The sequence below is a fragment of the Rhodococcus sp. NPDC058532 genome (assembly GCF_042719255.1).
GTDB lineage: Bacteria > Actinomycetota > Actinomycetes > Mycobacteriales > Mycobacteriaceae > Rhodococcus_G.
Genome location: NZ_JBHXNU010000015.1, coordinates 113,076 through 134,238 on the forward strand (window position 1 = coordinate 113,076; position 21,163 = coordinate 134,238).

The following is a 21,163-nucleotide window of genomic DNA, read 5'->3' on the forward strand; positions in this document are numbered from 1 at the left end:
GTAGGGTCGAAGGGGTCGACTCGAGGAGGACGGATGTCCGAACGTGTACGCCGCGGCGCTGGCTTGGCCGCAACCTGTGTTGCGGTCGCCGCGGTCCTGGGTGTGACGGCCGCGTCGCCCGCGCTGGCGCAGCCGGTGCCCGCCCGCCAGGACGCGACGCTCGGACTGCCCGCCGTCGGACTCGGGCGGACGCTGAACTTCCCCGGACAGGACGCGACGGTAAGCCTGCACCTGCCGGTTCCGCCGGGGATGGCCCCAACCGCGCTGCACGGCACCATCCAGGTGCCCGCCGGGTCGGGCCGCGGCTGGATCGACGCGGTCGCGGGCGGCCGCATCCTCAGCCGCATCGACGTTCCGGCGGGGGCGCCGACCGCGCCGGTGACGATCCCGCTCGCCGGGGTGCCGATCACCGACAACGCCGCGCAGGTGCAGCTGCGCTCGCACCTGGCGCCGCTCGACGACCAGTGGTGCGCCGAGGACTGGTCGGAGGACTCGCTGTCGATCGTTGACGCGTCGATCGACTACGCGGGCAACGAGATCCAGCCCGCGGTGATCGCGGACTTCCTGCCGCCGGTCCTGCAGCGCCTCGACCTATACGTACCGGAGAACCCGACCCCCGACGAGTCCGCGGCCGCGTTGGAGTTCGGGACCGCGGTCACCGCGCACTACGCGAACCAGGGCACCGTCGTCGACCTGCGCCCGCTGCCCGCGGGACAGTCGATGCCCGACCAGCCGGTCGGGCAGTTCGAACGCCAGGTGGTGATCGCCGAAGCGGACAGCCCGGCCGTGCAGTTGTCGCCGTCCCCGGCCGGCGTCCCGGTGCTCACCCTGTCCGGGCAGGGCGCGACCTTGCTGGATCAGACCCGGCTGCTGGTCGACTCACTGGCCGAGGTGGTCGTCGCGTCGACCGCGACCGCGGGCGCCCTCGACACCGCGCCCATCCTCGCCCCCGACGCCACCACGCTCAGCGACCTCGGCGTCACCCAGCTGACGTCGACGTCGACCGGCCGCGCGCGGGTGGTGGTCGGCCTGGACCAGACCCGGCTCGGCCGCCCCTCCGACGACGTCACCGTGCACCTGCTCGGCAACTACACGCCGCTGCCCAGCGCGCAGAACGGGCAGATCACGGTGACGGTCGGCGACACCACGCTGGCGCACTGGCCGGTCGACGACACCGGACGCATCGACCAGTGGGTGGACATCCCGAACGACCTGCTCACCCGGTACACGGAGGTGGTGGTGACGCTGCAGGTCGCGGGCGTCATGACCTGCGGGTCGACGCAACCGGTGACGCTGACCCTTGACCCGGCCAGCCCGGTCACGAGCGACACCGCGACGCCGCCGAGCCCCGCCGGGTTCGGCGCGCTGCCGCAGGCGCTGCTGCCGACGGTCGACGTCGGGCTGCAGGACAACACCTTCGCGAACCTGCGCCGCGCACTGTCCCTGACCACCGGCCTGCAGGCGATGACCGTCTCCCCGATGCGCCCGGAACTGGTGTCGTTCGACGACGCGGTGAACTCGACGTCGCCGACGATCCTGGTCGCCCCGGACGGCGGCCTGCCGGACTCGATCGCGCTGCCGCTGACCCGGACCGGCGAGGACACCATCGAGCTGGCCGATCCGAACGATTCCGGTCACAGTCGCACCGTCGACGTCCCGACGCTGCAGTTCGGGTCCGTCCAGGCGACCTGGGACGCGAACAAGGAGCGGATGCTGCTCGTCGCGACGTCGACGGCGGTCCCGGAGAACCTGGATCGGATCCTGGACTGGCTGCAGGCGGACCGGAACCGCTGGTTCACCCTGACCGGTGACGTGCTGTTCCAGACCGCGGACCGGGAGCCGGTGAACCTGTCGTCGCTGACGGAGCCCACCCCCGAGACCACGTCGAGTTCCACCGTTCGCGGGGTGCTCGCGGCGGCGGGCGGCGTGCTGGCGCTCGGCCTGCTCGGCGGTCTCGCGGTGTGGGTGGCCAGCCGCAAGCCCCGGTCGACGACCTAGCGTCATGGTCACGGTCGCGGAACGTCCCGCGTCGACCGGGCGGCCGGGCGCGCTCGCCACCCTCGCGGTGCGCTGGGCTGTGATCGCGGCGTGCCTGGTGGTCGGGTTCTGGGCGTCGACGCTGCGCACCCTGCCCGATTCGGCGGAGACCGGCCTGCTCTGGTACCTGATGCTGCTGCCGCTGCTCGGGATCACGATGGGTATCGGTGTCACCCGGCGCAGGCACGGCGAGCTGCCGATCCACGACCGCGAGGTCGACTACATCGTCGGGACGATCGCGCTCGGTGCATCGCTGGCGATCTCGTATTGGCTGGTGCCGCGGTACCGCGAGGAATTCCTGCTGCTGCGGCTGGACCTGCTGTCCGCGCTGGTGTTCGTCTTCGGCGCGTGCGTGCTGATGTTCGGCACCCGCGCGACGTGCCGGTACTGGCCGGTGTGGCTGGCGTACCTGGCGTTCACGCCGTGGGGCTACCGGACCCTGGTCATCACGCTCGGCGGATCGTGGTTCGCCGCCGGCGCGACGTTGGTGGTGATGGTCGCCGTCGCGACCGGCATCGCCGTCGCGCGGACGTGGCAGCGCGGGGTGATCGCCGCGCTGATCACGCTCGTCGTCGGCCTGGCGATGGTGGCCGCCGTGGACGCCCTGTGGCCCGCGTCGGACACTCCGCTGCTCCGGTCGCTGCCCGCCGTGGTCATTGGCGTGGTGGTGTGCCTGACCTCCTTGATCCTGCTGGCCAGACGCGGCACCGACCCGGGAATCTCGATCCGGGCGCCGCGCATGCCGACAGTTCGGTCGGTGGGCGTTGCCGTCGTCATTCTGATCGCCGCGACCGCCGCGCAGGCGTTCTCGCCGCTGCCGCCGCCGGTGACCGTCCACGTCGACCCCGGACCGCCGGAGGTGGCAGGCGAGACGTGGCTGCGGGTGCCGGACGGCTGGACCGAGACCGCCCTCGACACCGTCGACTGGGCACCGATGTTCTTCGGCCCGGACGCCACCTTGGTGCGGCAGATGCTGCGCGCGGACGAGGTGAACCCGGAGTGGGACACCAAGAACCGGGTCCGCAGCGTCGTGGTGGACAACATGCGCACCCACCAGCCCGAGACCCTGGCCGTGTATCCCGGCGAGATGCTGTATTCGACGCTGGGCAGCCGCCGGTCCGAGACGATCGACGTCGACCTCGGTCACGATGTGATCGGCAGGCTGTACACCGTCGTCGACGAGAACCTGTTCCTCACCTGGACGAAGCTGCAGTTCATCTGGCAGCGCGGCGACGTCACCCAGGTGGTGAACCTGCTGTCGGTGGACAACCACGATCCCGGTGCGACGTTCCCGGAACTGAATCCACAGACGGCAGCCGTCGCGGGCCAGTCCCTGAATGTGCTGTTGCGCGGCAACGCGATCCAGATCGATCAGCACCCGTCGTTCAAGGACGTGAACCTGCTCTCGACCCTCGGCCGCGAGCTGGTCGCCGAGCAGTGGAAGGCGGCGCCGTGACCGAGTCACCGGATCCCCAGCGCTCCCCCGAGTTCCGCGAGCGGGCCCTGCATGACGCCGTCAACGGTCTGCGCGAACGGGATCCGATGGCGTCGGCGTCACGGGCGTTCGTGCCGTGGCAACGGAACCTGCTGCTGGTGATCGCCGTGGTCGCGGTGGTGTGCCTGGCGTTCTTCCCGACGCCGACGCTGATCGTCGGGACGGCGCTGAGCACCGTCGCGTACGTGTTGACGCTGATCGACCGGCTGATCATCTTCCGGCGCGGCCTGCCCGCCGACGCGATCCACACCGTCACCGACGAGCAGGCCCGCGCGATCCCGGACGCGGACCTGCCGACGTACACGGTGCTGATGCCCGCCTACAACGAGACCGAGGTGATCGCACAGCTGATCGCCGCGATGGGCGCACTCGACTACCCGCGGGACAAGCTGCAGATCCTGCTGCTGCTCGAGGAGGACGACGCCACCACCATCGCCGCTGCAGCCGCGGCCGGGGTGGACGAGGTGGCGACCGTGGTGCTGGTCCCGGCGGCGGATCCGCGGACCAAGCCGAAGGCCTGCAACTACGGGCTGCACCTGGCGACCGGCGAGATCGTGACGATCTACGACGCGGAGGACATCCCGGAGCCGCTGCAGCTGCGCCGGGTCGCCGCGACGTTCGCCCGCCTCGACCCGAGGGTCGTGTGCGTGCAGGCGAAGTTGGCGTTCCGCAACGGAACCCAGAACCTGCTCACCGGGTGGTTCACCGTCGAGTACGGCGTCTGGTTCAGTTATCTGCTGCCCGGCCTGATGCGGATCAAGGCGCCGATCCCGTTGGGTGGCACGTCGAATCATCTGCGCAGGTCGGTGCTCGACGAGATCGGTGCATGGGATCCGTTCAACGTCACCGAGGACGCCGACCTCGGCGTGCGGATCGCGGCCGAGGGATACAAGACCGCGGTGCTGGACTCGACCACGCTCGAGGAGGCCAACAGCGACGCGATCAACTGGCTGCGGCAGCGGTCCCGCTGGTACAAGGGGTATCTGCAGACATGGCTGGTGCACACGCGGCGGCCGCTGCGGCTGTGGCGGGAGATCGGGTCACTGGCGTTCCTGCGGTTCACCCTGCTGCTGGCCGGCACCCCGATCATCGCCTGCCTGAACATGGTGTTCTGGTTCATCACCCTGACGTGGCTGCTGGGCCAGCCGCTGCAGATCGGGGAGATCTTCCCGCCGCTGGTCTACTACCCGGCGCTGATCTGCCTGGTGTTCGGCAACGCGGTCACGATCTTCCTGAACCTGGTCGGCTGCCGGGAGGGCCGCGACCCGCGCCTGCTGCTGGCCTGCCTGACGGTGCCGCTGTACTGGCTGCTGATGAGCATCGCCGCGATCAAGGGCTGCTGGCAGTTGCTGCGCAATCCGTCGTACTGGGAGAAGACGTTCCACGGTCTCGACGAGCCGTCGACCGAGCCGACTGTGGCCCCGACGGGGGCGCGGAAGTGAGGCGCCTGCGGCCGGTGCAGGGCGTGTTCGCCGCCGCCCTCGTCGTCTACCTGGTCCTCGGGTTCGTCCTCGCGCTGCGCTACCACTTCCTGATTGGCGACGCCCTGAGCCGGGTGCAGTCGGCGCAGGGCGCACTGTTCAGCCGCGACCCGCACCTCGCGGAGATCGGGTTCATCTTCACCCCGCTCACCTCGCTGGTCGAGCTGCCGCTGGTCGCGCTGAGCCCGTGGATCCCGGAGCTGACCCGCTACGGCCTTGCCGGGGTGATCATGTCGGCCGCGTTCATGGCGGCGGCGGTCGCGCAGATCTGGGGGATCGCCGCCGACCGCGGCACCCCGCGCTGGCAGCAGGTCGCCGTCACGCTGCTGTTCGCGCTGAACCCGATGATCCTGTTCTACGGGGCCACCGGGATGAGCGAGGCACCGTTCGTGTTCCTGATGTGCTGGGCGACACGACGATTGATCCGCTGGATCAGCACCGACGACGTGCACGACCTGATCTCGGTCGGCGTCGCACTCGGGCTCGGCTACCTGACGAGATACGACGCCGCGGCCGCGATCGCGACGGCCGCCGTGTTCGTCGCGGTCCTCACCCGCCTCCGCGCGGGCCGGTCCCGCGGCCACGCCCGCCGGTCGGCGCTGCTGGACGCGGTGATCGTCGTCGCGCCGGGCGCCCTCGCGGTGTCGGTGTGGGCGGTGACGAGTTGGCTGCTGACCGGGCAGCTGTTCGCGCAGTTCCAGTCCGGCTACGGCAACGCGCAGATCCTCGCCCAGTCCGGTGGCCCGTCGGAGGCGGGGCTGTCCGCGCTCGGGTTCTCGGCGGCGTCGATGCTGGTGTTGGCGCCGGCGCTGCCGCTGCTGGTGCCCGCGGTCGCGGTGCTGGCGGTCCGCCGCCGCGACCTCGAGGTGCTGGTCCCGACGCTGCTGTTCGGGTCGGTGCTCGCGTTCCAGACGTACTCCTATGTCACCGGGGTGACGTTCCCGTTCCTGCGCTTCTACATCTGCGTGATCCCGCTGATCGCGGTGTACGCCTTGCAGTTCAGTCCCGCGCGCGGTCCCCTGCCGTCCCGGCGTCCCGGCGCATATACCCGCGAGCGGGACGTGCGGCAGCCGCGGCTCCCGGTGGCGGCGCTGGTCGCCACGCTCGCGTTGGCGGCGAGCCTGCCGATCACGCTCGCCGGGATGGCGCACCGGCAGCTGTCGGTGCAGCAGTATGCGCTGGGGGTGCTGTTCGGCGGGGGTGAGGACGATCCGGCCGAGCAGGCGAAGCAGCGCGCGATCATGGACACCTTCGCCACCGAACGGCAGATCGCCGATTACCTGGATGCGATGAACCTGCCGGACGGATCGGTGCTGATGGACACCGTGTACGGGTTCGCGATCGTCGCGGCGTCGACGAACCCGAAACAGTTCGTGGTGCCGTCGGACCGGGACTTCGTGGCGGCGCTCAATGACCCGGCCGGGCACGGCATCGAGTACATCCTGGCGATCCCCACCTCGGGGCGCGGCGCGTCGGACGCGGTGAACCGCCGCTACCCCACCATCTTCGACAACGGCGGCGCCGTGGCGACGCTGGAGCTGGAGATCCCGAACACGGGCGCCGACCAGCCGACCTGGCGGCTGTACCGGGTGCCGGAGGGTCCGGACGCCGAGTAGCCGTTCAGTACGGCCGCCTGGCACCGACCGTGGTGTGCCGCTCCAGGATCCCGAACAGTGGATCGCCAGCACCGATGTCGTAGGTGGCCTGTGCCGGTCGCGGGTCGGGGACGAACGACCACAGCAACGCCCCCGCGGTACCCGCGGCCCGCTGCCCGCGGATCTTGGTCTCGATGTCGGCGGCCCGGTCCGCGAGGGACAGCCCGCCGCCCGCGGCCTGCCCGATCTCCGCGACCAGCAGCGGCTTGCCCAGGTCCCGCGCCTGCTCGAGCCGGCGGGCCAGCCCGTTCCACTCGTCGCCGGGCAGGGCGACGCCGTCGGCGTGATAGTCGTGGTACTGCAGCACATCCGCGTTCGGGGAGGCGCCGACGTACCGGTAGTCGTCGCCCGCGGTGCCGCACTGCCCGCCCCCGGTCAGCCCCGCGGTGATCAGCCGGTCCGGGTCCAGGTCACGCACCCGGTCCCCCGCCACGTCCATGAAGCGGCGCAGCACCGCCCCCGCGTCGTCGGGGCACAATCGGTTCGCGAAGTCGCAGTCGCCGTCGGGGCAGACACTCGTCTCCGGTTCACCGACGAGTTCCCAGGCGGCAAGCGCGGGCGATCCGCGCCACCGGGCGACGGCGGTGTCCACCCAGTCGGCGAACGACAGCGGGACACCGGGTGCGGCCTCCCGCCAGCCGTCGACGTACCAGGCCCGCTGCTTGAACAGCTCGTCCTCGCACGCCCCGTCCTGCGCGGTGAGGACGGGGATCAGCAGCTGCCCGTGCCGGTGCGCCGCGGCGAACACGTTGTCCAGCGCGGTGAAGTCGAGCCTGCCGGTGTGCTTGTTCACGGCGAGGGATTGGAAGGCGTTGAACCGGGTGACGGTGGCGGCGGGCAGCAGCGCGAAGTAGCCGTCGAGATCCACCTGGGCGCCGCAGCCGCGGTTGATCGACCAGTCGGTGCCGAGCTGGTAGGCGTTCAGCCCGGCGGGCCACCACGGTCGACCGTCGAGGGTGAGCCCGGTGCCTGCGGCGCCGACCCGCGCCCGCACCGGACCGGTGACCGTCGTCAACTGCCCGAGGAGCCTGCCGAACCGGAGGATCCGCCGCCGGTGCCCGGATCGGGGATCGGCGGGGGCACCGAGCCGACGGTGGTGTACTTCGCGAGCACCCCGAACAGCGGGTCACCCGGGCCGACATCGAAGGTGCACAGGTCGTGCCGCGGATCCGGCACGAACGACCACAGCATCGCGCCCGCGGTGCCCGCGAGCCGCTGCCCGCCGATCTTGTGATCGACGTCCGCGGCGCGCTGGTCGAGGGTCTCGCAGGGTGCGCCCGCCATCTGCCCGATCTCCCCGACCACGATCGGCTTGTTCAACTCCCGCGCCTGCCGGATCCGAACCTCCAACCCGTTCCAGATGTCGCCGGGCAGCGGGATGCCGTTGAAGTGATAGTCGTGGTACTGCAGCACATCCACGTTCGGGGAGTCGTTCACGTACTTGTATTCCTCGCCCGCGCTGCCGCACTGGCCGCCGCCGACCAGTCCCGCGGTGATCAGTTCACCGGGGGCGTGCCGTCGGATCACCTCGCCGGCCTCGTCCATGAAGTTGCGCAACACGACCGCGGCGTCGGGTGGGCAGATGCGGACACGGAGCACACAATCCCCGATGCACACACCGGGTTCCGGCTCACCGACGGTTTCCCAGGCCGCCAGTGCGGGCGAGTTCTTGTAGCGGTCGACGACCGCACCGATCCACGATTGGAACGACGGCTCGAGGCCGTGCTGCCGGGTCTTCCAGCCCTCTATGTACCAGTCGTGCTGCTTGAACTGCTCGTCCTCGCACGGCCCCTCCTGCCCGGCCATCACCGGCACCAACAGCTGGCCGTGCCGCTGCGCGGCCTCGAAGACGCGGTCGATCGGGCGCCAGTCCCGTTGCCCGGTGGTCTTGTTCGTCGCCAACGCCTCGAACGCGTTGAACCGGGTGACGGTGCGCGGCGGCAGGTCCGAGAAGTAGGCGTCGAGGTCCACCTGGGCGCCGCAGCCGTGGTTGATCGACCAGTCCGTCGCAAGTTGGTAGGCGTTGAACCCGGCGGGCCACCACGGCTGGCCGTCGAGGGTCAGGCCGGTGCCCGCCGCACCGACCCGGCCACCGGTCTGGGCGTTACTCACCGCCGGGGACAGGGCCCCGACCCCGAGAATCATCACCGCCGCGACGAGGGCCGCCCGGGCCCAGCGTGCAGCGAACGCTGTGGACACCATGGTCCGACGTTACCGCCGGACCCGAACCGCCGCGCGGCGACGGCGTCGCGTGGCCGATCGGATACGGTCGATTCGTGTCCAGCGATGTGAACAACGCCCCTGCTGCGTCCGCCGAGAGCGGCCCCACCCTGTCGGTGTACGACGCGATCCGGATGCGCCGCGACGTGCGCGCCGAATTCACCGGTGACCGGATCGATGAGGAGCAGCTGACGCGGATCCTGCGGGCCGGGCACAACGCGCCGAGCGTCGGCAACACCCAGCCGTGGGATTTCGTTGTGGTGCAGGATCCGGCCACCCTCGGCACGTTCGCCGACCACGTCGCGGGCTGCCGCCGCAACTTCGCCGACTCGCTACCGCCGGAGCGGCAGGAGACGTTCGATCCGATCAAGGTCGAGGGCATCCGCGAGTCCGGCACCGGCATCGTCGTCACCTACGACCCGAGCCGCGGCGGAACGAACATCCTCGGCAGGCACACCGTCGACGACACCGGCGTCTTCTCGGCGGTGCTCGCGATCCAGAACATCTGGCTGGCCGCGGTCGCGGAGGGTATCGGCGTGGGGTGGGTGTCGTTCTACGAGGAGGACTTCCTCACCGAGCTGGTGAAGGTGCCCGCGCCGATCCGGCCGATCGCGTGGCTGTGCGTCGGCCCGGTGTCCCGGCTCCAGGACACGCCCGACCTGGTGCGGTTCGGCTGGCGCGAGGCGCGCCCGCTGTCCGAGGCCGTGCACCGCGAGTCGTTCTGACCTGCACGAATGTCGCGCCGCGCACAGGCGGGCGCGGGTGTGGCCGGAACCTCGCCACGAAATCCGACCCCCGGTGAGACAGATCGGGAAAGACACGGTAGATTCGGACACGACACCAATGGTGTCCAGCACGCTCGATTGCACCTCCCCCCCTGTGTGCAATCGAGCCGGTGGCGGGGAGACACCCCCCTGTACCCCGCCACCCCGCTGGGGGGATCCCAGCCTTCTTCTTCGCTCACTTCCCTGACGCCGCGCGCGATGCCGCGCCCCAGGGGGATCTGATTTCCCCACCGGGCCGAACGTCCGCGGTCAGCGCACCATGCCGGGCGGCAGCTGCAGCCCCGGCGGGACCTCGATCTGGATGGGTGCGGGCAGGTTCAGGTACCGCGGTCCCGGCGGGGGCGGCGGCGTCGGCTCGGCGGTGGTGGACGGTTCCCGGTCCGCCGTCACCACGGGCGCGGCCGGCGTCGGAGTCGGCGTCGTTGTGGTGGTGGTCGTTCGCGGAGGGGTGGTGGTCGGGGTCGTCTGCTCGACGATGACCTCGGAGACGGCCGGCTCACGCTGACTGGTGGTGTCGTCGCCGCGGTCGAGCGCCAGCCCGATCGCCGCGATCACCAGCAGTCCGCTCGCGGCGGACCCGGCGAGGGCCAGCTGCTTGCGCGTCGCCCCGCCCGGCAGGCGGCGGACGGGGGTCGTCGCGGTGTCCGACCAGTTCGGTTCGGGCAGTGCGGGTTCCGGGGTCGCCTCGACCGGTGCCGCGAGCAGTGCGGCGCCCTGCGCGGCGACCATCTCCGGTTCCGGGGGCTGCACGATGGGCAGCGCCAGCCACCCCTGCAGCACCGACTGGACCAGTGGAATGCGCGCTCCCCCACCGAGGAACACGAGCACGTCGGGTCGACGTCCGGACGCGGCGATGACCTCGCGGGCCAGCCGTGCGGACCCCTCGACGGGCACCCGGATGAGCGCGTCGAACCGTTCCCGGTTCAGCAGGATCAGCCCGCGATCCCCCGGCAGGCACACCGCGCCGATGGTGGACAGTTGCTCCTTCGCGGTGCGGCAGCGGGCGGTGAGTTCCGCTGCGGCCCAGGTGTCGACGGGGCGTTCGTGGCCCCGTTCCCGCACCTGCTGTTCGGCGATGAGGGCGTCGAACTGGTCGCCGCCGACGACGTCGCTGCGTTCACTGGTGATGACGCTGCGGGTGTAGCGGTCGACGACGCTGATCGTGACGCCGGTGCTGCCGAGGTCGTAGAGGACGAGGGTGTGGGTGTCGGGGCCGAGCTGCCCGACGCTCTCGAGGAGGGTGACGACGGCGGCGGCCTCGGGTACCAGTTGGTAGTTCCACAGGTGCTGCCGGGCCATCGCGGCGTGGATGGCGTCCGCGTCGACTCCGCTGCCGTAGACGATGCCGGTGGCGCCGATGTCGCCGTGCCATTCGTGTTCGAGGAGGACCCCGATGGACTGGGCGGCGACGTCCTCGACCGGGCCGGTGACGACGTCGACGGCCTGCTGCTCGAAGGCACCCGGCTGATCGGCCGAGTGATAGTGGTCGGTGCGGGTGGCCATGCGGACAGCACTGGCCCCGACCGAGACTCCCAGCACCGCGCTCATCGCGTCGTCCTTGTCTGTCGGCGTGCCCGCCCCCGATTGCGCGCACTACGAACCCGGGGCAGTCTAACCAACCGGTAACGCCGCGCCAGACCCCGTCCGGACAGATCGGACAGCCCGCGCGGGCGGAGCCGGTAGCCGGCCGTTAGCCTCCCACCGAGGCGGTTCCGCTGTCCGGCGACGATCCGGTGTTGCCCACCGGTGTCGGGGGTTACGGCGTCGGCGACTTCGCGAAGTTCAGGTATGCCTTCGACGGCGTCGGGCCCCGCTGCCCCTGGTACTTGGAGCCGACGGATGCGCTGCCGTACGGGTTCTCCGCGGGACTGGTCAGCCGGAACAGGCACAGCTGGCCGATCTTCATCCCCGGCCACAGCGTGATCGGCAGGTTCGCGACGTTGGACAGTTCGAGGGTGATGTGCCCGTTGAAGCCGGGGTCGATGAACCCGGCCGTCGAATGGGTGAGCAGACCGAGCCGCCCGAGGCTCGACTTCCCCTCCAGTCGCCCGGCGAGATCATCGGGGAGGGAACAGAATTCGAGTGTCGACCCGAGGACGAACTCCCCCGGATGCAGCACGAACGGCTCCCCCTCCGCCGGCTCGACCAGGCTGGTCAGCTCGTCCTGCTGCTGCGCCGGATCGATGTGCGTGTACTTCGTGTTGTTGAACACCCGGAACAGTCGGTCCAGGCGGACGTCGACGCTCGACGGCTGCACCATCGACTCTTCGTACGGATCGATACCCAGACGGCCAGTGGAGACGGAGGAACGGATGTCACGGTCGGAAAGAAGCACGACCTAGAGGGTAGACGCACGACCGAGCAGGCGTCTGCTAGAGTTGCCGCTCGCAGGGACTTGCACCACTCGCAGGGTGGCGTTTGCCCAGCGTGCCGATGTAGTTCAATGGTAGAACATCAGCTTCCCAAGCTGAATACGCGGGTTCGATTCCCGTCATCGGCTCCATAGGGTGTTCACCCTTTGGGGCCTCTTGGGTTCACCTATTGGACCCGCAGACGGAATCGGAATCAGATTTCCCGCGCGAATGCACTAAAGCCGACGTAGACGGCCAGTTCTCGCTTCCGCTGCAACGCAAACAGGCCCGCGTGCACGCTCACGACCGTTGGTGAGCAGCGATTTTCGTGATGTGGTCGAGGTCGAGCCGCGGAATCCGTGGATTTCGCTTCCGGTGCGAGGTGGCTATCTGCCGAACCGAGCAGCAGACGAGGATTCCGCGTGGCGCCGGGATACGGAACGACGCGGCCGCATACCGATGCGGCGGACAGGCTCGGGCTCGCCCAGGAAACGGCCCCACGGATCGAGGCGTTCGCGTTTGGAATACCAGTCGTGCAGGTTGAGAAGGTTCAGTGCCGCGAGGGTGAAACCGATGAGTAGCGTGTAGCGACTGATTCCGAAGCCGCGGAAGTAGCCACGGTGCACGTGCAGCCGATTCTGCTTCAAGTCCGCGAACACGCTCTCGATGCCGACACGTCGGTGATACGACGCCTCCCACGCCAGGGTGCCGTGCTGGAACGGCATCCTCATGTCGGGGTAGTCGGTGTCGTGCAGGGTGATGGTGTGGCCGCACCCGCATTCCTTGCCACGAACGCAGGACGTGGTGGGCACGCCCTGCGGCGCTCGCATCGAGATCGGGTTGTTCGGGCACCGCACCCGCACAGCTGGCACGGCCGGCCCGCGGTAGCGCTGCGCCCCGCCGAGGTGGCGGGCATCGTGCGGAACGTACGCGTACGCCTGCCGCGCCTGGTGCCGGCGCTCGACCCGGACGCGTTCGTTCTCCTTCATGTCGGTGTCGATCGGGTCGATGTCGTACAAGCTTTCGGGGAGGCTGTCCGCGTAGAGAACCCCGTCAATCCAGATGGTGTGTGTGCCTTTCGGTCCGGGGTGCATGCCGCGTTGGTTCGGGTGCAGGTCGTAGATGGTGGTGTACCCGAGTTTCCATACCGGGATCGCGAACGTGCCGTTGCGGACGTTGTTGTAGGCGCGGTCCGCGATGAGTTGGCGAGGTTTCGGGATCCGATCTCGCAGTGCCTCAACTGCGGGGAGTCCGCCCTCACCTTTGTGCGATCCCGCCGGGGTGAGGTTCATCGCGCGTGCAACCTGCACCACCGGCCCGAGGCCAGGAGCGGCGGGGACATCGGTGATCACGTGTAGGTCGTATCCACAGAAGTAGCAGGTCTCCTCGAACTCCGCGCTGCGCCAGCCCATCCGAGCAGTGACATCCACCGTATAGATGTACCTCGTGTCCTTGCCGACGCGCGCCTTCGGTAGTTGATGCCCACGCCGCCGAGCGTGCGGATGTTTCGGGTCCGGAGGCGCGAGCGGGTGATCGGGTGGCGGCAGCCCGTCGGGATCCGCATCGACGCGCGGTTTGCGGAAATTCACTCTCCCCCACGTCGAGACGTCCGTCGAATCCAACGCAACGGCCCCAGTCGGTGGATGGCACCAGAGGGATGCGTCGAGCAGGGCCTGCGCGAAGGCACGTCCGGTCCACTCCGGATACCGGGATGGTTGACACGCCCACATCATTCGACGTAGTGCGTCGTTGACGGACTTGTACGTGATGTCGGCGTGCGACGGCAGTCCCAGTGCTCGGCGCTGCGAGCCGGTCCACCCGCGGACCACCGCGGTCACGTTCGTCTGGTGCAACGGGATGCCGAGCATCGGTGTGACCAGGTACGCGGCGAGGAAGGCATCGGCGGTGAACACCCGATGTACGCCGCGATGGTGCTCGAACACCTCACGGACGAAATCGCGCGCAGTGCAGTGCTCGATCAGCGCGAGGACCCGCTTGAACTGCCACGGCTCGGTCCGGTACACCGCAGTGCTCACCTCGTGCAAACGCCGCACGCGGCGGGGGTCCGCCGCAGGCCGGCGGTGGCGCGGGCGCGAATGCTTCGTCACCACGGCACCGCCTCCGCGAGGGCATCGAGCTCGGCACTCGTCCACCACCGCCGCCACTTCCGCGGCGCAAAGCCAGCAAGAATGGCGGCGAGCCTGGTGGTGTTCGCCAGCCCCGACATCCTCATGAACACCGGCAGCGGAACGGCCTGCACCATGGCAACCTCCCACGTCAACCGCAGCCGCGACGCCGTCACCGGTTCCAGCCCGTCAGGGACCTCGCATCGCCCCAGCAAAAGCCCCACGAACTCGACCCGGGGCACCGGATCCCGGAACAGGTGACCTCCACCCGCCTGCTTGGCCGCATCAAGCACCGCGGCGGCATACGCCGGTCGGACCGGGACCTGCCGTGCTCTCGGCCCCGACACGGCAACGATCACATGCTCACCACGCCGCCGGATGTCCGAGGCCCGGACACGAAGCATCTCGGTACCACGCAGCCCCGCACCGACGCCAAGTGCTACTGCCGCGGCGAGACCCTGCCGGCGTACGACGCTGCGCTGCCGCGGCGCCCACCACAACAGCTGCGAGACTTGCCTCCCCGAGTACGGCACCGTCGAGCGGGGATACGGCAGGGCCTCGCGGGGTGGCTCCCACGGAGCTGCCCGCGTGATGCGCCGCGACAGCGTAGTCAACGTGGACCGTCGCGTGCAGCGCGTTGCGTCCGACAAACCGCCGATAGTGACGGCATACCGGTTCACTGTCGCCGGGTGGAAGATCTGCTCGACGTCGAGCGGCAAACCTTGATCGAGTGCCCACCGCACCAGCGACGTCACCATCCCGATTCGGCCCATCGCGACCTGCGCCACCTGCGTCGGCGCGAACCCTCGCCGAACCACCTCAACGACGAACGGCCTGATCGCCTCCCACTCATCTTCCGGCATGCGCGGGGCGTACAGCTCGATGATCTCCTCCGGGGTCCGAGGCGCCATCACTGCTGCCCTCCCAAGCGCCGCCAGTTCAGCGAACCGACCTGCGGCGCAGGCAGATACGGAACCAGATCCGACAGCGCTTTCCCGCTGGAAATGCCGGCGGCCGCGAAGATCTCCGCGACACCGCAGTCGGTGAGCACCCCGGTCAGCCACGTCGACCGCAACCGCGCCACCTTCAACAGAGGGATTCCGGACGGGTACTCGAACGAGCCCACCAGCGCCGACGCCTGATCCCGACCCACACGCCGCGACGCGATCAGCGGACCCTTCCCTGCACCGTCGGCGACTTGCCGCATTCGCTCGACCCACCAGGTGCGGACAGGAACGACTCGCTCCGCCCCGGCCGGCCCGAGGCGCACCGCCGCCACCCTCTCGACATCGACGACGTCCTCCCCCGTCACCGCGAACAACTCCCGCGCCCGAGCCCCCACCCCCACCGTCAACGCCAGCACCGCGCGCATCGCCTGCACCCGAAACGGCCCGTTCTGGGCAGCCGCGGCCTCCCAGTACTCGTCGATTTCCGCGTCGGTGTACGGCGGGGACAGCCCCTGCCGCGACCCGCGCTCGTTAGGCCCGGGCCACGGCGCCCGACGCGTCACCGCCCTCGCGAGGGCCCGCAATCGGGAGAGCTCCGTCGACCGCGACGTCGCAGCGAGTTCCCGCATCCCGGTCGCCTGATACCGCTCGAGTACTTCCGGAGTCAGGACAACCTCTCGGTCCAGGTCGTAGCCGACATCGAGGGCCCACACCGCCAATCGGGAGAGCACCTTGAGCGCGTTCGCGGCCTGACTGTGCAACGTCGGCGCCGACAACTCGACCGTCTCGCGCACCCACGGACCCACCACCGCCCACGCCGCCGGATCAACCGATCGAGGTTCAAAACGCCTGATACACGCCGCGATCGACCCCGGATCATCGGTACGGCGTCGATACGCGGCCATCACCGATCACCACAGCAGTGAAGGCGAGCAAGGCACCGCGGGCGCTCTGGCCGCATCAAGACACAAGAGAGTATCGTCATGAGTGCGTTCAACCTCATGAGTCACTTGGATCCACGCGGGATCATGGTTGGCAGCTTGCGAGGGACACCGACTCCAACTCGGCGTCCCTCGTCGTCTCAGTATCCGTGTATCGACACCACCTCACCAAGTACAGGCAACGGCACTCGCTCTACGCGGCGGCGTAAGCGAGGAGGTGGAATTAGGTGGCGTAACAACAACGCTAGACCGCATCGACGCGGCACAACACTCCCCAGCCAGGTTGCGTGTCCGGCGAACCTGGACCTCGCTCGAAGCGCCACAGCCCGGTCACCGAACTGCCGCCATTCACCGCGCGACCGTAGGCCTACAATCAAAGTGCGGGCTCGCTCCCACACGGAGCGCACAACCCGAAGCGCCGCCACAGGTGGTGACGGCACGGTTCACGGCGCCAGCGGAGGGCCCCCGACGTCGCCGGGCTTTGCGTAGATGGGCGTCGAGATGGGGACAACGCCCATATGCCACCACGGAGCGAGCGAATCGTCATGGCGGGCAACAACCACACACCCGAAGCCGACGTCCGCGAGATAATCGCAGACCTTCGATCCATACTCGGTGCGAAGCTCGTCGCCTACCTCGCTGGAATCCACAGCACGGATCTGGTCCGCCGTTGGGCAGACGGCACGGGCCCGCTTCCCGACCGCGCCGTCCTCGACCGACTCCAGGTCGCCCTCACCGCCGCTCGCCTCATCACAGCCCGGGACACTCCCGCTGTCGCGCAGGCCTGGTTCCAGGGCCGCAACCCCGCTCTCGGCGATCAGCCGCCGGCGCGACTTCTGCGCGAAACGAACCCTGGCATGGTCCGCGACATCGTTCTCGCTTCGGCAGCCGAATTCACCTCGCACGGTGGATGATCGACGACATCACGGCATCACGGTGCGCAACACACGCTGCGCCGCGGTAAACGCACCGCGTCAGCTCGGCCGGGCGCGAAGCAACGAGGGCACTCTGCTCCGGCCGCGCACCCACTCCTCGATGTGAGGATCAATCCACCCGAGCAGCTCGAGCAGCTCGCTGTGCAAACCGGCGAGGTCGAGCCCCGTCCCGCCGATCTGTGCTCGGTGGATCGGCTCATGGTGCGCGACACGGTTGCGCAGGGTGTTGAGGTGGTCGAGTCGGCTGTAGACGCTTTGGCGCCGGCGCGGCTGGAGATGGGGATACGCGAGGCGTAGACACGGCGTCCACAGAGTGGCCTCGTAGCCTCTGGCGTGCAGGAACCGCCAGAACCCGAACATCAGCTCCGCGACCACCCGACCGGGCAACTCGGTCCGGCCACCGCGGGTCGCTCGTTGCCTGGCCTTCGCGATGTCGTCCTGAGACGCCCGATTGAATGCTGGGTGCAGGTACCACAACGGGCCCGCCCCCTGCTGCCTGGTCCACGCGTCGAGCTGGTGGTGGCAGGCGTTCCGCAGGGCGACCTCGAGGTGACCGAGGTCTTCGAACACCGCCGCACTGATGCGGCTGTTCCACTCGTACAGATCCAATGCGCGCTCGATGTCTCCGCCGGTCGCAGCCCTGTACGGGGCGAGTCGTTCGGGCGTGAGCAGGGTGTCCAGGCTCTGGGTCAGCTCGGTGGAACGGTTGGTCATCTCACTCCGGTCGTTGTGGCCGTTCGTGGAAAGTACTGTAGGATTCTCTGTGAAGACCCCGGATCGGCCTCTGCACTTCGTGCATGTCACCGGGGTTTTGATATTCCCACCCAGTGCGACGTATCCGGGGTCACTCGAGGTCGAAGTAGTTCGCGGCCTGCGCACGGATCCGGTTCAGGCGCTTCGAGACAGCGCTGTGGTTGCTGTAGCCCAAGGTTTCGCCGACCTCGGTCAGCTTCGTCATACCGCTGTGCAGCAGGACGACGATCTCCCGGTCACGCTCGTTGAGGAGTGTGAGGAAGTCCCCGTACACAGTCCGATCGATGACCTCGGTTTCCGGGCCCTGCACCAGGATGGTGTCCGTCAGCTCCACAAAGCGGACCTTGACCTTCGCCCGCTTGTTGTACAGCTTCCGCTCGAAATCCTCCCGAGCTCGAGTCCAATACGAGGTGAAGTCGTCCTCCACCCGATTCGACCGCACAGCATCGAGGATGCCCCGCAGCCGGCCATCAGCATCGGCAACCTCCACGGTCCTACGCGTGACCTCGTCGGCCTCCTCCTCACCCGCCCACAGCTCGCCGCCACACCGTGGGTTCTCCACCGTCGCCCCCATGAGCATTGACCCGTCCTCCAGGACCGCCGGGCCGATGGGTGCTCCGTTCTCGACGATCGGAAACTCTCGGAGCACGTCCTCCATCACCTGGGTCACTGGCGGGATCCAGAAGTCGAGATTGTGCGCGAGCAGGCGGATCGGATCCGCACTGGCGAATCCCCACATCGGCGACGCCGGCATGAGATGTCGCCAGACAGTGCCGGCCCACGCCCGCGACAACCGGTCGGCGAAGTCGGTTGGGAGATAGAGGTCCGGGCTGACCCAGTCAGCGAGGAACGGCCACTGCCCGCGGGCACGCATCGGCAATCCATGACGCTCGACCGTCCTGCGCGGAAGGAGATGGAACAGCGGCGAGTATTCGTGATAGCGCGTGCGGGTGCGGGGTACGAACACCACGTTGATGTCGCCGCGGTCGGCGACCCGCTCGAGCTCTGGAGGCAGATCACCTCCGGCTCCGGCGATCCGTCTGCGGAACTGAGCGGCCTCCCACATCATGTTCCACTCCGAGATCGCCACCTCCAGTCGCGGCTCGGCACTCCATGCCGGCAGAGGCACCGTCACGTACTCGGGTGGCTCCGGGTTCTGCGCACGAAGGACAGCCTTGAACAGCAGGCCCGCGGAAGCATTCCACATGGCCGGGTACCGTTCCGGATCGGCGCGCTCGTCTCCGGGATCGAGAACGACTCCCAGATCACGCTCGCGGGGTTCCGTGCCAGTGTCGTCGAGCATGTCAGGTTCGTCAGTCATCTCGGTGATAGTCATACCTAGGACACGACAACACGACGCAAGTTCGTTCCATCAGCACGACGTGACGTACACCACACAGTGGGCGCTCCCGACGCACGGGCGCTGGGCGCTGCCCCCGGACCGCGTCATCTCGAAGATTGAGCGGATGAAACGCGGCCGCCGGTAAGCGGACAGACGTGACATCACCTGCTGAAGACGCTGTCGCGATCACCGACGGATGAAGCGGTCGCTGCCGTTGACTGTCATTTCCGGTCTCCGGATCGGGGTGCTTGGCGGCATGATCCGGCTCAGCGGCGCCGGGCCACAAAGCGATTCGCTGATCGTTCGGCGACCGGACGGGGCCGAAGCAGACGGCATCGTCACTTCCCTGGGCGGCCCTCGATCGGGGTGGTGCCGCAACGTGGGTCCGTACCTGCACTGCTTTCATGGATCTGACTGGGACGTCGCGGCTGTGCTTAGCGACGAGCACCGCCCCACAATCGGAGCTGAATGAACCAGTCACCGGTCGAGTGGGTGAAACGTGGGGCCGAGGGGCAACCCCGTCCCTGTACACATGTGACACGATCACTGCATGACCGGCAGTGGACACGACGAACCTGCAGGAGACTGGCGCCCGACCGCTGCCGATAGTCCGTTCACACTCACAGTCGACGGGGAGATCTTCACCGTCAGCCTGCGCCCAGAAGAACCCGGCGCTTCCGACTACGACTGGGTATCGGGCCCGAATGACGGCTACGGATTCTCCAGCTTCCAAGGCACGGCCTTCGCCAGCATCCAGGACCGAGCAGACACCCCGTCGGCCATCGAGCCGATCACCGTGGACGAGCACCGCGAGTCGATCCGCAACTTCCTCGACCAGATCAACCCCGACACCGGCTACATCGGCGACTGACACCGCCCCGAGACCGGTACGGTCGCCGCATACGATCGGATGATGGCGGACGGCACGGCAATCGCGGAGGACTTCTTCACCCACCGCGACGGCGCGAGTCGCACCTATTCACCCACGCGACGCCGGAAGACACGGCGCCACCGCCAACTGCTCGAACGCTACGACCAGACCACTGGCTCCTGGTCGTCCCGCGCGCTACATGCCTGCCTACACACCCTCACGTTCAACACGTCATCCGAAGCGTGGTGCGTCGGCGTCCTCGATGCCTGGACCGACGGCGATTCGGCGTTCTGTGTGGTCTACCGCTACCGCGACGACCCTCGAACACTGGGGACACGTCGGCTGGTGGATGATCACGGCGACCCGTACGGTCCCGGCCCCGACGACCCCGAGCAGTTCGGGCACACTGTCGCCACCAACGACATCGGCGAACCTCTCGGAACGGTGGCACGGTCGCTACAACGCGACGCCGCACGTATCCACTGGTGGGGATCACTCGGCGACTTCCTGCCGTCACCACCGGCCGACCACGACGGCCCGGTGCAACCAGCGAACCCGCCGACCAGAACCCGGCGTGTACGGGACATGACGATGCGCGACATCGAGTCCGCGATTGGCGACTCAATCGAGTACTACAACGACTGGGTGTCCATCGCCGACGTGCTCGCACCGTTGGGGACGACTTCGTGGGTCGCCGACCGAAGCGAGATCCGACGGGTCCTCGAATGTATCGACATCAGTGAGCGTTTCCGGCTTGGCAAAGTCCGTGACGGCTTCGTCGAAATACCGAAATCGCTTCCGGTCCCGGCTCTGCTCGACCACATATTCGGTCACGAGAAGCCGGCGGACCGATCCTTCGCGATGATGGAGCTGTTCATCGCGACGACCTGACTGTTTGCGTGAGCCGCGGGCAGCATCCGCGCCGCCCGACCGGGATCGAGTGTCATCGCATGGAGCAGCGCCAGCTCGACCAATGCCGTTCGCTGAGCCCAGACATTCCCTTGAGTCGCGGCGCTAGGGCGACAATGACATTTGTTTCAGAATCGGAGAGCTAACTCATCGTCGGACAATCGATTTCATCGTCTCTGCCGAGGAGCGATGCTGCTGAGTGAGTGCCGACACGACTCCTACCTGACTTGGCTCACTTCGTGGCGTGAAATCGCTGACCGAGCCCATGACCTGCCCTTTCCCTTCTCGAACACGGCGGTTTCACGCACTAACAGG

17 protein-coding genes and 1 tRNA gene are annotated in these 21,163 nt (G+C 68.5%); 9 read left to right on the forward strand and 9 right to left on the reverse strand.

Annotated features, from left to right (window positions below):
- Positions 1 to 33: 33 nt before the first annotated feature.
- Genes ACFWQG_RS17795 through ACFWQG_RS17810 form a run of 4 tightly spaced genes read left to right on the forward strand, consistent with a single transcriptional unit; the run spans position 34 to position 6,629 of the window.
- Positions 34 to 1,998, forward strand: a complete 1,965-nt coding sequence (locus ACFWQG_RS17795) for a hypothetical protein (protein ID WP_378508965.1) — start codon at positions 34 to 36, stop codon at positions 1,996 to 1,998.
- Between the two features lie 4 nt (positions 1,999 to 2,002).
- A complete protein-coding gene (locus tag ACFWQG_RS17800; protein ID WP_378508966.1) occupies positions 2,003 to 3,493 on the forward strand; it encodes a hypothetical protein in 1,491 nt (496 codons plus the stop codon).
- The gene (locus tag ACFWQG_RS17805) at positions 3,490 to 4,974 is read left to right on the forward strand and encodes a glycosyltransferase (RefSeq protein WP_378508967.1); all 1,485 of its coding nucleotides are present in this window, start codon (positions 3,490 to 3,492) and stop codon (positions 4,972 to 4,974) included. Before ACFWQG_RS17800 ends, ACFWQG_RS17805 begins: the two co-directional genes overlap by 4 nt.
- A complete protein-coding gene (locus ACFWQG_RS17810) occupies positions 4,971 to 6,629 on the forward strand; it encodes a glycosyltransferase family 39 protein (RefSeq protein ID WP_378508968.1) in 1,659 nt (552 codons plus the stop codon). The genes ACFWQG_RS17805 and ACFWQG_RS17810 overlap by 4 nt, the downstream gene beginning before the upstream one ends.
- A 4-nt stretch (positions 6,630 to 6,633) precedes the next feature.
- On the opposite strand, the gene ACFWQG_RS17815 is transcribed toward ACFWQG_RS17810, so the two are convergent.
- The gene (locus ACFWQG_RS17815) at positions 6,634 to 7,683 is read right to left on the reverse strand and encodes a beta-mannosidase (RefSeq protein WP_378508969.1); all 1,050 of its coding nucleotides are present in this window, start codon (positions 7,681 to 7,683) and stop codon (positions 6,634 to 6,636) included.
- Entirely contained in the window at positions 7,680 to 8,870 is a 1,191-nt protein-coding gene (locus ACFWQG_RS17820) for a beta-mannosidase (protein ID WP_378508970.1), read from the reverse strand. Before ACFWQG_RS17820 ends, ACFWQG_RS17815 begins: the two co-directional genes overlap by 4 nt.
- 134 nt (positions 8,871 to 9,004) lie before the next feature.
- Here ACFWQG_RS17820 and bluB point away from each other — a divergent pair, with 134 nt between their 5' ends.
- Positions 9,005 to 9,613: a 5,6-dimethylbenzimidazole synthase gene (gene bluB / locus ACFWQG_RS17825; RefSeq protein ID WP_378508986.1), complete on the forward strand. Its 609-nt coding sequence runs from the start codon at positions 9,005 to 9,007 to the stop codon at positions 9,611 to 9,613.
- Positions 9,614 to 9,922: 309 nt separating this feature from the next.
- Here bluB and ACFWQG_RS17830 read toward each other — a convergent pair whose 3' ends face one another.
- Both ACFWQG_RS17830 and dcd read right to left on the reverse strand, forming a co-directional pair.
- Complete coding sequence (locus tag ACFWQG_RS17830) at positions 9,923 to 11,221, reverse strand: Hsp70 family protein (RefSeq protein ID WP_378508971.1); 1,299 nt, start codon at positions 11,219 to 11,221, stop codon at positions 9,923 to 9,925.
- A gap of 208 nt (positions 11,222 to 11,429) precedes the next feature.
- Positions 11,430 to 12,008, reverse strand: a complete 579-nt coding sequence (dcd, locus tag ACFWQG_RS17835; protein ID WP_378508972.1) for a dCTP deaminase — start codon at positions 12,006 to 12,008, stop codon at positions 11,430 to 11,432.
- A gap of 94 nt (positions 12,009 to 12,102) precedes the next feature.
- Between dcd and ACFWQG_RS17840 the strand changes: the two genes are divergently transcribed.
- A tRNA-Gly gene (locus tag ACFWQG_RS17840) sits at positions 12,103 to 12,176 on the forward strand.
- A gap of 234 nt (positions 12,177 to 12,410) precedes the next feature.
- Here ACFWQG_RS17840 and ACFWQG_RS17845 read toward each other — a convergent pair.
- The 3 genes from ACFWQG_RS17845 to ACFWQG_RS17855 form a co-directional block, all read right to left on the reverse strand.
- Positions 12,411 to 13,646 carry a hypothetical protein gene (locus tag ACFWQG_RS17845; protein ID WP_378508973.1) on the reverse strand — a complete coding sequence of 412 codons (1,236 nt, stop codon included), beginning with the start codon at positions 13,644 to 13,646 and terminating at the stop codon, positions 12,411 to 12,413.
- Positions 13,647 to 14,128: 482 nt separating this feature from the next.
- Complete coding sequence (locus ACFWQG_RS17850; protein ID WP_378508974.1) at positions 14,129 to 15,061, reverse strand: hypothetical protein; 933 nt, start codon at positions 15,059 to 15,061, stop codon at positions 14,129 to 14,131.
- Positions 15,061 to 15,891: a hypothetical protein gene (locus ACFWQG_RS17855; protein ID WP_378508975.1), complete on the reverse strand. Its 831-nt coding sequence runs from the start codon at positions 15,889 to 15,891 to the stop codon at positions 15,061 to 15,063. The genes ACFWQG_RS17850 and ACFWQG_RS17855 overlap by 1 nt, the downstream gene beginning before the upstream one ends.
- A 692-nt stretch (positions 15,892 to 16,583) precedes the next feature.
- On the opposite strand from ACFWQG_RS17855, the gene ACFWQG_RS17860 reads away from it, so the two are divergent.
- On the forward strand, positions 16,584 to 16,952 hold the full coding sequence (locus ACFWQG_RS17860; RefSeq protein ID WP_378508976.1) for a hypothetical protein: 369 nt from the start codon (positions 16,584 to 16,586) through the stop codon (positions 16,950 to 16,952).
- A gap of 60 nt (positions 16,953 to 17,012) precedes the next feature.
- Here the strand turns inward: ACFWQG_RS17860 and ACFWQG_RS17865 are convergent, their stop codons facing one another.
- Together ACFWQG_RS17865 and ACFWQG_RS17870 are read right to left on the reverse strand one after the other, a co-directional pair.
- Positions 17,013 to 17,687, reverse strand: coding sequence for a hypothetical protein (locus tag ACFWQG_RS17865; RefSeq protein WP_378508977.1), 675 nt, complete (start codon positions 17,685 to 17,687; stop codon positions 17,013 to 17,015).
- A 130-nt stretch (positions 17,688 to 17,817) separates the two neighbouring features.
- Positions 17,818 to 19,047 (reverse strand): sigma-70 family RNA polymerase sigma factor, encoded by a 1,230-nt coding sequence (locus ACFWQG_RS17870; protein ID WP_378508978.1) that lies wholly within the window; start codon positions 19,045 to 19,047, stop codon positions 17,818 to 17,820.
- A gap of 571 nt (positions 19,048 to 19,618) precedes the next feature.
- Here ACFWQG_RS17870 and ACFWQG_RS17875 point away from each other — a divergent pair.
- Together ACFWQG_RS17875 and ACFWQG_RS17880 are read left to right on the forward strand one after the other, a co-directional pair.
- Entirely contained in the window at positions 19,619 to 19,939 is a 321-nt protein-coding gene (locus tag ACFWQG_RS17875; RefSeq protein WP_378508979.1) for a hypothetical protein, read from the forward strand.
- Between the two features lie 42 nt (positions 19,940 to 19,981).
- A complete protein-coding gene (locus tag ACFWQG_RS17880) occupies positions 19,982 to 20,830 on the forward strand; it encodes a hypothetical protein (RefSeq protein WP_378508980.1) in 849 nt (282 codons plus the stop codon).
- Positions 20,831 to 21,163 lie beyond the last annotated feature (333 nt).